Annotated in this window: 12 protein-coding genes; 9 read left to right on the top strand and 3 right to left on the bottom strand. The window is 36.1% G+C overall.

The features are described from left to right. The first annotated feature begins 214 nt into the window (after positions 1-214). Positions 215-532, top strand: a complete 318-nt coding sequence (locus FS802_RS21320; protein ID WP_001014112.1) for a magnetosome magnetite crystal formation protein family — start codon at positions 215-217, stop codon at positions 530-532. Positions 533-649: 117 nt separating this feature from the next. On the opposite strand, the gene FS802_RS21315 is transcribed toward FS802_RS21320, so the two are convergent. Both FS802_RS21315 and FS802_RS21310 read right to left on the bottom strand, forming a co-directional pair. Then, positions 650-1141 carry a metal-binding protein gene (locus FS802_RS21315; protein ID WP_001139085.1) on the bottom strand — a complete coding sequence of 164 codons (492 nt, stop codon included), beginning with the start codon at positions 1139-1141 and terminating at the stop codon, positions 650-652. A gap of 50 nt (positions 1142-1191) precedes the next feature. Continuing rightward, complete coding sequence (locus FS802_RS21310) at positions 1192-1557, bottom strand: YkvA family protein (RefSeq protein WP_000435500.1); 366 nt, start codon at positions 1555-1557, stop codon at positions 1192-1194. A gap of 546 nt (positions 1558-2103) precedes the next feature. Between FS802_RS21310 and FS802_RS21300 the strand changes: the two genes are divergently transcribed. From FS802_RS21300 to FS802_RS21275, 6 genes are all read left to right on the top strand, one after another. Further along, entirely contained in the window at positions 2104-4032 is a 1929-nt protein-coding gene (locus tag FS802_RS21300; protein WP_000665355.1) for an LTA synthase family protein, read from the top strand. 662 nt (positions 4033-4694) lie between these two features. After that, entirely contained in the window at positions 4695-5579 is an 885-nt protein-coding gene (locus FS802_RS21295; protein WP_098653692.1) for a D-amino-acid transaminase, read from the top strand. Positions 5580-5789: 210 nt separating this feature from the next. Continuing rightward, positions 5790-7538: a C40 family peptidase gene (locus FS802_RS21290; protein ID WP_000760305.1), complete on the top strand. Its 1749-nt coding sequence runs from the start codon at positions 5790-5792 to the stop codon at positions 7536-7538. A 345-nt stretch (positions 7539-7883) separates the two neighbouring features. Further along, positions 7884-9095 (top strand): NupC/NupG family nucleoside CNT transporter, encoded by a 1212-nt coding sequence (locus tag FS802_RS21285; RefSeq protein WP_001051032.1) that lies wholly within the window; start codon positions 7884-7886, stop codon positions 9093-9095. Between the two features lie 260 nt (positions 9096-9355). Then, a complete protein-coding gene (locus FS802_RS21280; RefSeq protein ID WP_098653691.1) occupies positions 9356-10111 on the top strand; it encodes a GGDEF domain-containing protein in 756 nt (251 codons plus the stop codon). Further along, positions 10108-11409 carry a glycosyltransferase family 2 protein gene (locus FS802_RS21275; protein ID WP_098653690.1) on the top strand — a complete coding sequence of 434 codons (1302 nt, stop codon included), beginning with the start codon at positions 10108-10110 and terminating at the stop codon, positions 11407-11409. Before FS802_RS21280 ends, FS802_RS21275 begins: the two co-directional genes overlap by 4 nt. Before the next feature lie 609 nt (positions 11410-12018). Here FS802_RS21275 and opuD read toward each other — a convergent pair. Beyond that, the gene (gene opuD, locus FS802_RS21270; protein WP_001229111.1) at positions 12019-13536 is read right to left on the bottom strand and encodes a glycine betaine transporter OpuD; all 1518 of its coding nucleotides are present in this window, start codon (positions 13534-13536) and stop codon (positions 12019-12021) included. A 664-nt stretch (positions 13537-14200) separates the two neighbouring features. On the opposite strand from opuD, the gene FS802_RS21260 reads away from it, so the two are divergent. Together FS802_RS21260 and FS802_RS21255 are read left to right on the top strand one after the other, a co-directional pair. Continuing rightward, positions 14201-15079 (top strand): cell wall-binding protein EntA, encoded by an 879-nt coding sequence (locus FS802_RS21260; protein WP_098653689.1) that lies wholly within the window; start codon positions 14201-14203, stop codon positions 15077-15079. 80 nt (positions 15080-15159) lie between these two features. Further along, positions 15160-15462, top strand: coding sequence for a DUF3910 family protein (locus FS802_RS21255; protein WP_001025274.1), 303 nt, complete (start codon positions 15160-15162; stop codon positions 15460-15462). The last annotated feature ends 81 nt before the right edge of the window (positions 15463-15543 follow it).

Below are 15543 nucleotides of genomic sequence, written 5' to 3'. Positions count from 1 at the left end.
AAATAAAAAAACGTTTAGGAAAACGTTTTCAAAACTTTCATTTATACTGTACCATAACAATTTCTATTAAAAAAGATTTTTTTGAAAATTTTATTATTTAATATAAAAATCTTACAAAAACGTCATGTTCTTGTAATGTTTATCGATAGGAAGCTCGCTAAATCTCCTGCATAATAAAGGTATAACAACGAACATTATTTATGAGGTGATATATATGAACGGAAACAAAATATTAGCAGCTTTATCATACTTTAGTGTATTATTTGCCCCTATCTTATTCCCTATTATCGTGTGGATTGTGGGCGATTCTGAAACAAAACCACATGCAAAACGTGCTCTATGGACACATATTATCCCAAGTATTGCTACATTCATTGGTGTGATGATTTTAGGAATTATGGGTCTTGGATCTGAACAACCAGACGTAACATTCGGAATTGGATCCATCATCGTTTTATGTATTTGCAGCATTATTAGCTTATACTATTTCATTTGGAACATCGTAAAAGGTATTAAGGTACTGAAAGCTTAATTTTAAACAAACGTTTGATTAAAGCAGCACGCATAATGGCAAATGAAATTTCATCGGCGATACGATAACCTTTTAATAAGAAAAAACCGTCCCAAAATACCTTTTGGGACGGTTTTTTTATCTTCTGCGTTTCTTCTTTTTTCTCATCATTTTCTTGCGGCGTGTATTCACTTTATCCGCTATAATGTGAAGCGTGCTTGCCACAACAATTCCCATTATGAACGTTACAATTTCAACCTCATGTTCCTTCGCAATTTCTATTAAATTCCCGTCAAACGCAATTATATTTAATAGGAATAAAAACGGAGAAAATACAATTAACATGTATGCAATACGAATCACATCACCAAGTATAATTGTATGTGTAAAGAAGGAGCGATGCGGCATGACCTTCTTATACGGATACCAAAAGATACGTAGGAACCCCCATTTATTATACGCATTACTATATGTATCTAAATCAGGCGTTAAAAATGAAGTACCTACTAAAAAGCCAATTGCAAAAGTTAATAAAAAATCCAAGTTTGTTAATCCATACGAAAAGAGCATAAACAAAACAACCGGAAGGGATATTAAGTTTATTTTCGTATGCGTTCTTCCTGATGGCATAATGCACTTCCTCGCTTACGTTCGCCCCGTCACCATATGACAGTTCTCACCTATTGATCTAATTTCTGATCGATAAAGGATGTGTCTATATCCGAACCAAACCATTCTGCCAACTTCACTCGTGCCTTATCTTTCACCTCTTCATTGACGTATAACGACGCTTGTAATAGAGCAGCCATTAACGCCCCTAAATCATCTGTATAACCAACTCCAGCAATGAAATCTGGGATGGCATCAATTGGTGCAATAAAATAAGCAAGTGCTCCAATCACAATAATTTTCACTCGCTTTGGAACATCAGGTCTTTGCAAAACATAAAACAATAATAAACTTGCATAAATGACCGACTGTCCTGCTTGCTTTGCAACATGTTTTGCTTTCTTCCAAAACGCTTCAACTGAAAATTTTTGTTCCATGTAAAAGCCTCCCTATTTTTTTAAAGAAATAAGCTACAATATGTTATCAGTAAAAGTTCATCAAAATTACACATAATCTATCAATGAACTTTCATTGTAACAAACAAACTAAAAAAGAACAAGTGTTCGTTAATTTTTACATACTTCCCTTCATATAATAGGTTTCTAGATAGCCGCTTACCCATTGTCATTTCTTATTTCTCAACACAGAAAATTTTCACTATCACTTAACATTCTGCTCTACCTTTGTTATATTTTCTAGTTGACGGACGTATAAACGAATGTTAAAGTTTTCTCTGGTAGTGACAAATCTTATACAAAAAATGTAAAATGTTATAGTGTTTCTCAGAAATGAATTTTGTTGTATAATACAGAAATGACGTTATGCTTATGAGCAACACAAGAAACCAAAAGGGTATGCATAGTTATAGTCGTATATGGGTGAATATAGAACCTCTAATTATGGCCAAGAAAACTATGTATTTTTTATTTTAGCATTTTTCGCTCCAAAATCGACCAAGCCTGATAGAGAAAGGGTGGAAATGAATGAAAGAAACCTTGAAATCACAATTTCAAAATGTGCGTTTCACTGTATTCGTAGCTTTAGCTTTATGGCTGAAGACGTACCTTATTACACGCACAAGCTTTGATTTAAAACTTGAATCTTTCATGCAAGAATTCATTTTATTCCTTAGCCCATTAGCAGCATCATTACTGCTTGTTGGTCTTGCATTATTTGCAAAAGGGAAAAAACGTAACTATATAGCACTTGGAATTAATTTTGTTTTAACAATCGTTCTTGTTGGTAACGTAATGTTCTACGGATTCTACAATGACTTCGTTACTTTACCAGTACTAGGACAAACATCTAACTTTGGAAGTTTAGGTTCTAGTGTGAAAGAATTGTTTAACTACAAAATTATCCTTGCATTTGCTGATATTATTGTATTCTTCATTTTATTGAAGAAGATGAAGAATTTTGCACCGACAGAACGTGTAGCACGCCCAATGCGTTCCCTATACTTCGTGTCAACAGTTGCTATTTTCTTCGCAAACTTAGGACTTGCAGAAGCTGAGCGTCCTGAACTATTAACACGTTCATTCGACCGCGTTATGCTTGTTAAAAACTTAGGTTTATATGTACACCAAGTGTATGATCTTGGCTTACAAGCAAAATCAAGTTCACAAAAAGCTTTTGCTGACGGTAGTAAATTACAGGAAACAGAGAACTACGTAAAAACAACGCAAAGCAAACCAGATCCAAATATGTTTGGTACTGCAAAAGGGAAAAACGTAATTGTTGTCTCTCTTGAGTCATTACAAACATTCTTAATTGGTGCAACAGTTAACGGACAAGAAGTTACACCATTCTTAAACCAATTTACGAAAGAAAGTTATTACTTTGATAACTTCTTCCATCAAACTGGGCAAGGAAAAACATCTGATGCTGAATTCTTAGTAGATACTTCAATGTATCCACTAGACCGTGGTGCTGTATTCTTCACACACGGTAATAACGAATATACAGCAACTCCAGAAATTTTACGTGAGCAAGGATATCACACATCAGTATTCCATGCGAACAACGCAACATTCTGGAACCGTAACATTATGTATCCGGCACTTGGTTATGATCGTTACTACAACGAGCTTGACTACAAGATTACGCCAGAAACAAAATTAAATTGGGGATTAAAAGATATCGAATACTTCGATCAATCTATCGATATGTTAAAAGAAGTGAAGCAACCGTTCTATACTCGCTTCCTTACTTTAACAAACCATTACCCATTCACTTATGATGACAGCACGAAATTAATCGATGAATATAATTCTGGTGATGGCGTATTTGACCGTTACATGGTAACTGCTCGCTATTTAGATGAAGCAATGAAACACTTTATTGAGCGTCTAAAAGCAGAAGGTATTTACGACAACTCAGTTATTGTATTCTACGGTGATCACTACGGTATTTCTGAAAACCATAACCGTGCAATGGCACAGTTCTTAGGAAAAGAAGAAATCACTGCATTTGACCATATGAACTTACAAAAAACGCCGATGTTTATTCACGTTCCAGGTCAAAAAGAAGGTAAAACAATTTCAAAACCAACTGGTGAAATTGATATTAAACCAACAATTCTAAACTTACTTGGTGTAGATTCTACGAATCAAGTTCAATTCGGTCATGATGTATTCTCACCAGAAAATAAAGGATTCGTTGTTCTTCGTGACGGTAGCTTCGTTACAGATAAGTACATGTACACGAACAGTACATTCTACGACCGTACTACTGGCGAAGTTGTACAATTACCAAAAGAAGAATCTCAACCACTCATTGATCGTGCCCAAAATGAATTGAACATGTCTGACAAAATCATTGAAGGTGACTTACTTCGCTTCTCTGAAAGTAACAAGACCAAAACTGGTGAAGTAAAGACGGCTATTAAAGAAGAAAAGAAGAGCGCTGAGTAATCTCAGCCTCTTTTTTTTATATTTCTCCATACAATCACTTATATTCATTAACTTTAACATTACATAACCTTTACCAAATATTCACATGGAATTAACGAAACATCTCTATAATAAAATATGTAAACGAGGTTCTATATATTTCTTATCTCTCATCTTTACTAAGATCCCTTAAAGAAATATGTGAATCGTTTATTTCTACTTTCTTATAATTGTCTTTCAATATGTTTTGTTTCCATACACAAAACATTCAATAAGACGATGTCCCTATGAAAGATAGCTACCCTCCTTGTGCAGCATTCCATAAGAATGTTGCTTTTTTTTATTCAAAAGCAGGATTCTTATTTCTTATTTTCGAATTTGTATATACAAAATGCTGTAAAGTGAAACTTTAATCAGTGGGGGGGTGTTCACCCCACTGATTATCAGCCCTCACCAATCGGGCATTTACGGGCAGTTATTCGCCTGCTTCACTTCTTTGCCCCAGCTGAATTTTTAAGTGGGAGTATTACTGCCCACAAATAGCGGGGTAAATCACTACTACTTCTCTACCATTTACAAATACATATACGTCATATGTAAAGAAGTACTCACATAAAAATTACTATAGTGATTTTTATTCCAAATGAATGAAAGCTTCACTTTACTTATGCACTTACGAAAGGATGGGACAGAAATTGGCATACGAAAAATTTGTACTATGGAATGATGCAGTTATTGATACAACAAAACATCGCGCGTACATAGAACTTGAAGAAAGAGGCTTGCAGTTTGGAGATGGTGTCTACGAAGTTATTCGCCTATATAAAGGGAACTTTCACTTATTAGATCCGCATATCACAAGATTATATCGCTCCATGGAAGAAATAGAATTATCACTCCCTTTCTCAAAAGCAGAACTGATTATCCTACTTTACAAACTAATTGAAAATAATAATTTCTACGAAGATGGAACGATTTATTTACAAGTATCTCGTGGTGTACAAGCTCGTACCCACACATTCTCATATGACGTCCCGCCGACAATCTATGCCTATATTACGAAGAAAGAAAGACCAGCGTTATGGATTGAATATGGTGTACGTGCTATATCAGAACCAGATACGCGCTGGCTACGCTGTGATATCAAATCATTAAATTTATTACCCAATGTATTAGCTGCTACGAAAGCTGAACGCAAAGGTTGCAAAGAGGCTCTTTTCGTACGAAATGGTACTGTAACTGAGGGAAGCTGTTCTAATTTCTTTCTCATAAAAAACGGAACTCTCTACACACATCCAGCCAATCACCTTATTTTAAATGGCATCATTCGTCAATATGTCCTTTCCTTAGCGAAAACCCTTCGTATTCCTGTACGAGAAGAACTTTTCAGTATTCGCGATGTTTATCAAGCAGATGAATGCTTCTTCACAGGAACAACGATTGAAATTTTGCCGATGACTCACCTTGATGGAACCGCAATTCAAGATGGTCAAGTTGGTCCTATAACTAAAATGCTGCAAAGATCCTTTTCTCAAAGCTTGTTACAATCCAATATGTCATCTTCTTAAACACGTATAATTTCTATCCTTTCTACATTCAATATATGTATTTAAATGGAAATCAAGGTATAGATTTATGCCTTGATTTTTTTTTGTAATCTTTTTGTCATATTCAGATTACCGCATAAGTCTTGACAGTAATCGACATGCTCTTTAGAATTTTTAACAGTTGGTAAATATTTCTTCACTACATTACAGACAGAAAGGAATCGACAAATTATGAAAAAATACCTTGCCGGTCTTGCGGCAGTGTCTGTAGCAGGAGGAGCAGCACCTACACTTGATAGTGTTCAAGCTGCCCCTGAACAAAATACACAAAAAGCTGCTACAACTGTCCAAGCTTCTGCATCAAACAGCTCATCTTATACGGTAAACACTAGCGTATTACATGTTCGTGCAGGATCAAGTACTTCTCACGACATCATCTCGCGTGTTTATAACGGTCAATCATTAAATGTGATTGGCGAAGAAAATGGTTGGTTCAAAATTAACATTAATGGACAAACAGGATTTGTTAGTGGCGAATTTGTATCAAAAAATGGAGCAAGCAATTCTAATGTAAGTACAACAGGTGGAAACAATAAAGTTACTGCTGATGTATTACGTGTACGTACAGCTCCAAACACTTCTAGTTCTGTTTCAGGACGTGTATATGAAGGACAAGCATTAAATGTAATTGGTCAAGAAAATGGTTGGGTGAAAATCAACCATAATGGACAAGTAGGTTATGTAAGTAGCCAATTTGTATCTGGCGCTTCTTCCAATACGGGTTCTTCAAACAACAATACAAATACGAACAACGAAACAACTGTAAAACCAGCAAGCGGAAACTATACAGTAAATGTATCTTCCCTTCGTGTTCGTACAGGCCCTAGCACTTCTCATACAACTGTAGGTTCTGTTACAAAAGGACAAGTTGTACAAGTTGTTGGCGAAGTTCAAGATTGGTTCAAAATCAATTATGCAGGACAAACTGCTTACGTAAGCAAAGACTACGTAACAAAAGGCGGTTCTAACGACAACGTTACACAAGGAAACAACCAAGATAACAAACAAGAACAAAATAATAATGTAACTGTTCAAACTGGCGGTACTTACGTTGTTAACGCAACATCTCTACGCGTTCGTACAGGCCCTGCTGCTTACCATAGTGTAATTGGTGGCGTGTTAAATGGTACTACATTAAACGTAGTTGGTTCTGAAAACGGTTGGTTTAAAGTAAACTATCAAGGGAAAACAGGCTTCGTTAGTAGCGAATTTGTAAAATTCGTTAAAGGTGGCACTTCTACTCCTGAACAACCGAAACAGCCTGAACAACCTAATCAAGGTGCAATTGGTGACTACTACATTAATGCTTCTGCACTAAACGTACGTAGCGGCGAAGGTACAAATTATAGAATCATAGGGGCACTTCCACAAGGACAGAAGGTTCAAGTAATCTCTGAAAACTCTGGATGGAGTAAAATTAACTACAACGGTCAAAATGGTTACATCGGAACACGTTTCCTATCTAAAACACCAGTTGGGGGCGCAGTAGATAATAAGCCTAACAACAACCAAAATAACAATCAAAACAATAACAACAATAATACAGGCAATACTAGTGGTGACAGTTCTTCCATACTTGCATATGCAAAAGGAATGCAAGGCGTACCGTACGTTTGGGGCGGTACTTCTGCTACTGGTGTTGACTGCAGTGGTTACATCTACCACGTATTTAAGAAATTTGGTCATAACATTAGTCGTCAAAGTGTTGCAGGATATTGGAGTAGCCTACCACAAACTTCAAATCCACAACCAGGTGACTTAATTTATTTCAAAGACACTTATAAAGCAGGTCCTTCTCATATGGGTATTTATCTTGGGGGCGGATCATTTATCCAAGCTGGAGATAAAGGTGTAGCAATCGCTTCATTAAGTAACTCTTATTGGAAGAGCCATTTCTTAGGATACACAAAAGCACCTTAAGTTATATTTTTAGAGCCTTCTAGATTACTAGAAGGCTCTTTTTAGTATGTGTCACCTATATCCAAGAAAAAATAATGTATCTATTTCCCTATTTCATGCACTATATTCCACAAAAATAACCCATAACGTTATCATAATGTATATATTCTCATAAAAAACATAACCTATTTCATGTCTAATCATTTTATATGTGTTTTTTTGAAGAATTTTCTTTTTATTTAAACTTTTCGTTAGACGTTTGACCTCCGATGTCCATTATGATAAGTTACTTAAGATGTTATATTCGCAAACGTATAGACAACTGGTTTATACACTTTTTTACTATGAGGAAGGAGCATACACTGCATGAATCTTTTATGGGGAATTGGCGGCGTGATTGGAGTATTAGCAATTGCTTTTTTACTATCTTCCAACCGCAAAGCTATTAATTGGCGCACAATTTTAATCGCGCTAGCATTACAAATGTCATTTTCATTTATCGTATTACGATGGGATGCCGGAAAAGCAGGTTTAAAATACGCTGCTGATGGTGTTCAAGGATTAATCAATTTTTCTTACGAGGGAATTAAGTTCGTTGCTGGGGATTTAGTCAACGCAAAAGGCCCTTGGGGATTTGTCTTCTTTATTCAAGCACTACTTCCAATTGTATTTATTAGTTCATTAGTAGCAATCTTATATCATTTCGGTATTATGCAGAAATTTGTTAGTGTCGTTGGTGGTGCATTAAGTAAACTTCTTGGAACTTCTAAAGCAGAAAGTTTAAACTCAGTAACAACTGTATTTTTAGGACAAACTGAGGCACCAATCTTAATCAAACCTTACTTAGCACGGTTAACAAATAGTGAGTTCTTCACTATTATGGTAAGTGGTATGACGGCTGTTGCTGGGTCAGTTCTTGTCGGCTATGCAGCGATGGGAATTCCGTTAGAACACTTATTAGCAGCAGCAATTATGGCAGCTCCATCAAGTTTATTAATTGCAAAACTAATTATGCCAGAAACAGAAGAAGTAGATAATAACGTTGAGCTTTCTACAGAACGTGAAGACGCAAACGTTATTGATGCAGCTGCACGTGGTGCATCTGAAGGTATGCAACTTGTTATTAACGTAGCAGCAATGTTAATGGCTTTCATCGCATTAATCGCTTTATTAAATGGTCTATTAGGATTAATTGGCTCTCTGTTCCATATTAAACTTAGCCTTGATTTAATCTTCGGTTACTTACTATCACCATTTGCAATCTTAATCGGGGTTTCTCCTGGTGAAGCTGTACAAGCAGCAAGCTTTATCGGTCAAAAACTTGCAATCAACGAATTCGTTGCATACGCAAACTTGGGACCACACATGGCAGAGTTCTCTGCAAAAACAAACTTAATTTTAACATTCGCAATCTGTGGATTCGCAAACTTCTCTTCTATCGCAATTCAATTAGGTGTAACAGGAACGTTAGCTCCTACTCGCCGTAAACAAATTGCACAGTTAGGGATTAAAGCAGTTATCGCTGGTACATTAGCAAACTTCTTAAATGCAGCAGTTGCAGGTATGATGTTCCTATAAAATGATGCAAAGTCTCCTCTTTCTAAAGAGGGGGCTTTTTATTATATGTTGTATATTTTTTTGGTATATATTAAATACTTTATGCTTAAATATAAGAACATTATGATACAATAATTAGTAAGTCTGTTTATTTTTTCTTGCAAAAGAGAGATACTACTTCTGGTTACTCTCCAAAATAACCTAGTCATCCGGTCTATTTCTTAATAATTGCGCATACTACAAGTATCCTTGCATGAATTACCTTTAAGGAGGAAAGTTTTGTGAAAAATAACTTCTATAAAGTCCTCTCTATGTGGATTTTACAAATTTTATTTTATTTTACAACTGTACATGTAACGCAATATGAGCATGCTCTCATTTTCACAATTATATATGTAATTGTTAATGTACTATTTCTATTATTGACTGATAAAACCGCATTTGTTCTTTTTATATTAGGAACCATTACTTCTGTATTCTATCTGTTCTACCAAGCATGGCTTTACTTGTGGAGTACATCAGAACAATGGGAATACATTATTACTCACTTCCTAATGGCAGCAAACTTCTTCATCGTATATATCTCAACTCATTTATTAAAAAAGGTTATTCATGAAAATAAAGAATTAACCGAACGTGTGAGAACGTTAGAACAATACATTGGAGAATCAAAATTATTAACAAGACAAGAATTCGAAAGACGACAAGCATTATTAATCACTGCAATGAATCGTCGTAATGAAACAGGCGTTATTATTTACTTTGATTTCAATTCCTTTAGTAAATATACAAAGGAAAGTGTTATGGACCGTGTAGCTTCATTATTAGTTGAAACGATAAGAGATGAATTTGATCTTGCTGCTGAATACGATAATAATAAGCTCGTTATTTTATTACAAAACACAAATGAAGCCGGTGCTGACATTGTAATGAACCGTCTAAAGCCAAAAATGGAGCAATGGCTTGCTGCTGAAGCGATCAAAGATATACAAATTTCACGCGAGCAAATTGGGAACAAAGGAAAGACGTTATTATGATGACACTCGTTATACTGCTTTTATTCCTTCTGTTTTGCGTACTCGTTTTTTGGATTAGTATCACATTTTCGATTAAATATATACTTATCTTTACAGCCTTTCTATTCTCTGCCTTACTTGTTTACTATTCTTTCTTAACACTCGCAGGCTTAATTCACCGAAATAGTAAACGAAAAGATCGTACGTTAGAACATTATCCAAGCGTCGATATTTTAATACCTGCCCACAATGAAGGTGTCGTTATTAAAGATACTTTAGAGGCGATGGCGAGGATTGAATATCCAGGCAAACTAACTGTTTATTTATTAAACGATAACTCTCAAGATGAGACACCTGAAATTGGTGATGATTTTGACAAAGCTTATGCTCATATTCGTCACATTCGTGTTCCGGCGGGTGAACCAAAAGGGAAATCGCGTGTATTAAACTATGGTCTTAGTATTTCAGATGGTGAATACTTCTGTGTGTATGATGCAGATAACCAGCCTGAACCACATGCACTGCGAATGCTTGTAGAACACGCTGAAACAACCGAGGATGCTGTTGGAGCTGTTGGTCACGTTCGTACTGTAAATGAAAAAAGAAACTGGCTAACACGAATGATTTCGTTAGAATTTCAAATCTTCCAGCTCCTTATGCAATCCGGACGCTGGTTACTATTCCAAACAGGTTCACTAACAGGAACAAACATGCTTCTTCGCCGCTCTGCATTAGAAGAGCTTGGCGGTTATGATCCGTATGCAATTGCAGAAGACGCTGAATTAACATTACGAATTACACAAAAAGGCTATCTCTTACCAATCGTTCCAGAATCGATTACATGGGAACAAGAACCTGAGCATTTAAAAATCCTTATTAAGCAGCGTACACGTTGGCTCCAAGGGAACTTGTACATTTTAGAAAAAATGTTTTCTTCCTTAAGTTTCTTTAAAGGAAAACTTCTCGTCCATTCCTTACAACAAGTTTTAGTGTATGTTGTATTTTGGCTATTCTTAATCATTTCGAACGTTTGGTTTGTAATTGGGTTACTCGGGATATTCCAAATTCAATATAGCATTCCGCTACTATTTATGTGGTATGTCGCATATATTACATATGTTTCTCAATTATTTAGTGCCCAGAGTGTGGAACGAACCTTTACACCAACTAATATTTTTATTAGTGTTATCATGTACTTTACGTACGCACAGCTCTTTACGTACTTATTCATTCGCAGCTTAATTTTATACTTACGTGCAAAGAGTAAGAAACAAGTCATTGGCTGGGATAAAACAGTTCGATTCAAAAAAGAAAAGTAAAACTTTAATCAGTGGGAGTTCTCCCACTGATTTTTATTTACAAAATAAAAATCAGCACAGAGCGCCGTATGCTCTGTGCTGATTTATTGCCGTATAAATTATATATATCAGACAATACCCCTTAGCTGAAAGTAATTTCACGTCCATCCCCCAACGAACGATCGACCTTCATTTATATACGAAAAAGTGATTGCTATTTTTGTAGAACCAATTGCTTCTCTTGCTGTTCGTTGCGCGTTTCAGTCTTAGGTTCCGTGTTTTCTTGGACACTACGATGTGCCACACGTTTCAAACAAATATGCTTCCACTTTCTTTCGTAACGTTTCATTATTCTTGATGTCCCCCTTGAATGCGCTTTAAAACTATTTGAAATCGCTTACAGGAAATAATATAGCACATATACATAAACGTGACAACACATTTCCGACAATTTTTTGTCAAAAATACGAATAGAACCCGCAAGATATCGAATATTGTCGAAATATATCGATTTTCCTTTGCGTAAAAGGCATACTACTTATATAGTAAAGTATTTTATTTCCCTTACTTGCAGTTCAAATTCCTTCTATATAAAAAAGAGCTGATACAAAATCAGCCCTTTTCCTTCTATTATTTATGACGCTTCATATGTCCTTCTTTTTGTAACTCTTTAAATAATGCCGCCATCATAAAGAAAATAACGAAGACGAATGGGAATGCCGCAATAATAGCTGCCGTTTGCAGTGCTTCTAATCCACCAACATATAATAAGGTGGAAGCTATCGATGCTAAAACGATACCCCAAACCATTTTAATGCGGTTTGGTGGATTTAAACTACCATGTGTCGTTAACATCCCTAAAACGAATGTCGCAGAGTCTGCAGATGTAATAAAGAATGTTGCAATAAGTAGAATACCTAATACCGATAAAGCTGATCCAAAGCTTCCCATCTGATCGAACATAGCGAATAACCCTACTTCTGTTCCCATCTCTTTCACTTTGTCGAAGATATGAGCATCACCAAACAGCTCCATATGAATACCAGTCCCGCCGAAAACAGAGAACCAAAGTGCACCAATTACGGTCGGTACGAGTAACACACCGATAACAAACTCACGAATGGTACGTCCTCGTGAAACACGTGCAATAAACGTACCTACGAATGGTGACCATGCAATCCACCATGCCCAATAGAAAATTGTCCATGACTGAATCCATTGATTTCCGCCTTCATCTAATGGACTTAAACGGAAGCTCATGCTTGGCAATTCCTGAATATAAGAACCAATTGTTGAAGTGAAGTAATTCATAATAAAGTTTGTTGGACCTGCAAATAATACAATAATCATAAGTGCAAACGCCAAAATAATATTCGCATTACTTAAATATTTAATTCCTTTATCAAGACCTGTTTGCGCAGATAACATGAAAAGAACGGTTACGATTGCAATAATAACTAACTGTGTCGGCAATGAATTCGGGATAGATGTTAAATAACTAACACCACCAGCAATTTGTTTCGCACCAAGACCTAATGATGTTGCAACACCAAACACAGTTGCGAAAACAGCTAACACATCAAATGAATGAGCAATACGTCCATGTTCCCCGCCTTTAAATAACGGACCTACTGTCGCACTAATCGTACTTGCTTTTCCTTTTCTAAAAGTAAAGTAAGCAATACACAGCGCTACAAATGCATATAGTCCCCACGGATGTAATCCCCAATGGAAAAATGAAAAACGTAGTGCAAGACGCGCACTTTCCTCAGTTGCACCTTCTCCAAACGGAGGTGCGTACAAATGGTTTAATGGTTCGGCAACGCCCCAGAAAACTAAACCAATACCCATACCAGCGCTAAATAGCATAGCAAACCATGTCATATAACTATAATCAGGTTCATCATCATCTTTACCTAAACGAATAGAACCGTATTTCGAAACAATTAAAAAGATAGACACACCTAATATAATAGAAACAGAAATAATATAGAACCATCCAAACTTACTAACTAATGCAGTTTGAATTGCGGTTGTTACATTTCCTAAGCTACCTTTTCCAATAATAGATTCGGGAATAATCCCCCAAATTGTAAATGCAATACATAATGTTAATGATACGATGAATGTTTTTGTCAGTTTCCTCATCAAATCCCCCTTCGTAGGTTTCACTTTTGTAAATAACATAAATTCCGATATGTAAAATCGGATAGAAAACTATAATTTTACGGTGATTTTCTTACTTTCACCTTCACCAATTCGAATTCTTATGGACAGCCTTACCTTCCGTATAACCTTTTCACTCTGCAAGAGCTACAAGATCGAAATACTGCTGTCAAATTGTGTGAGAAAAATGCGGATGGGAATGTATTTTCCCAAAAAAGGATGTGTTACAGATGTAAAAAAGGGCATTTTTCTTCCTTGCAACCCTTTCTTTTTGTAACAATTATGCGGTTTTTTTGCTAGTATATAGCACGTGTTTATAGTTTCACAAACGAAATGTTTATGTTTATATAACTATATTACCCATAAAACGGTAAAATACTCAAGGAATGTAATCGTTTAGTAAACATCATGTAACACTCCTGTAATGTTTTTATTTACGCCGAAAAATATATGTTGTATTAAATATTTTGAATATAAGTAGAAACCTACTAATCACATAGAATGAAAAACGCTTTCCTATATTTTTTGTTATATTACAGGATGTTAACGACTGATTACGAATGGTTTGTAATTGTGTGTTTTCCCGAAATCCGAAAAAATCTGTTGCTATAATGAGGACACGAAAACAAACGCAATGGAGGCTATCATGAAAAAATTAATTGGAATAGCAACAGCAGCAGTTTTTGGTCTTGGGATTTTCACATCATCTGCTAATGCAGAAACTGTTGTAACAACAGACGTACTAAATGTACGCGAAAACCCTACTACGGAATCAAAAGTTGTCGGTAAATTACTAAACGGGAATAAAATAGATGTTCAAAATACAGAGAACGGATGGTCAAAAATCACTTTAGATGGTAAAGACGCATTCGTAAGTACAGGGTTTACAAAAAGCATCTACTACGTAACAGCTAACGTATTAAACGTACGTGCTGAAGCGAACACAAACTCAGAAATTCTTGGAACGTTGAAGAAAGACGATATGATCGAAACAACGAACCAAGTACAAAATGAGTGGTTACAATTTGAATATAACGGGAAAACAGCTTATGTTCATGTTCCTTTCTTAACAGGTACAGCACCTGTTATCGAGAAACAAGAACAACCTGCTCCTGCTAAAACTGTAGCACCAGCTAAAGCGCAAGCACCTGCAGCACAAGCAAAACCAGCTGCTAAGCCTGCTGTGAAAGCTGCTGAAACTAGCACACCTTCTGGTGGTCGTGAGTTAACAGTTGTAGCTACAGCATATACAGCTCATCCGAGCGAAAACGGTGGCACATACGGCGGCCGTGTATTAACTGCAATGGGTCATGACTTAACAGCGAACCCAAACATGAAAATGATCGCTGTTGACCCGAAAGTAATTCCATTAGGATCTAAAGTATGGGTAGAAGGTTACGGAGAAGCTATCGCTGGAGATACTGGCGGTGCAATTAAAGGTAACCGTATCGACATCCTACTTGGATCAGATAGCGCTGCTCAAAAATGGGGACGCAAAACTGTTAAAGTGAAAATTTTAAAATAACCAATGACTGCTAAAGCCAGTTCTCTTTATTGAGAGCTGGCTTTTATTTTTTTATAATACATATAAAGGAGGTTACACTCATGAATATACAAGCAAAAGTAGACTGGGTCGGTACACCCAAACCATATATATACAAAGATGAAGTCACATACGACGCTACTTCCATTGACTTTTCACTCGCTGGCGATGACAATCGATATAAATTAATTGTGCTCAGCTCTGAAGCAAATACACATTACAAAATTGTCCAATATGGAATCAAACCCGGCTCACAAAAGCCATTTCCTATCGATATTCCATTCGAACAAAACATGTTACCAATTGTAGAACAAATATTACATGATCCATATGTGCACGCGATTTTAAAGGAAACGCGCTCATAATTGTAAAAAAGGGATATCACCTCGTCGGATTTTTTCGGCTAAGTGATATCCTTTTTATTTTCCTTTCGTAAACACGAGCAG

Source organism: Bacillus sp. DE0042 (genome assembly GCF_007680225.1).
In the GTDB taxonomy this organism is placed as follows: Bacteria; Bacillota; Bacilli; order Bacillales; family Bacillaceae_G; genus Bacillus_A; species Bacillus_A wiedmannii.
This window is presented reverse-complemented; position numbering and strand designations above follow the sequence as displayed.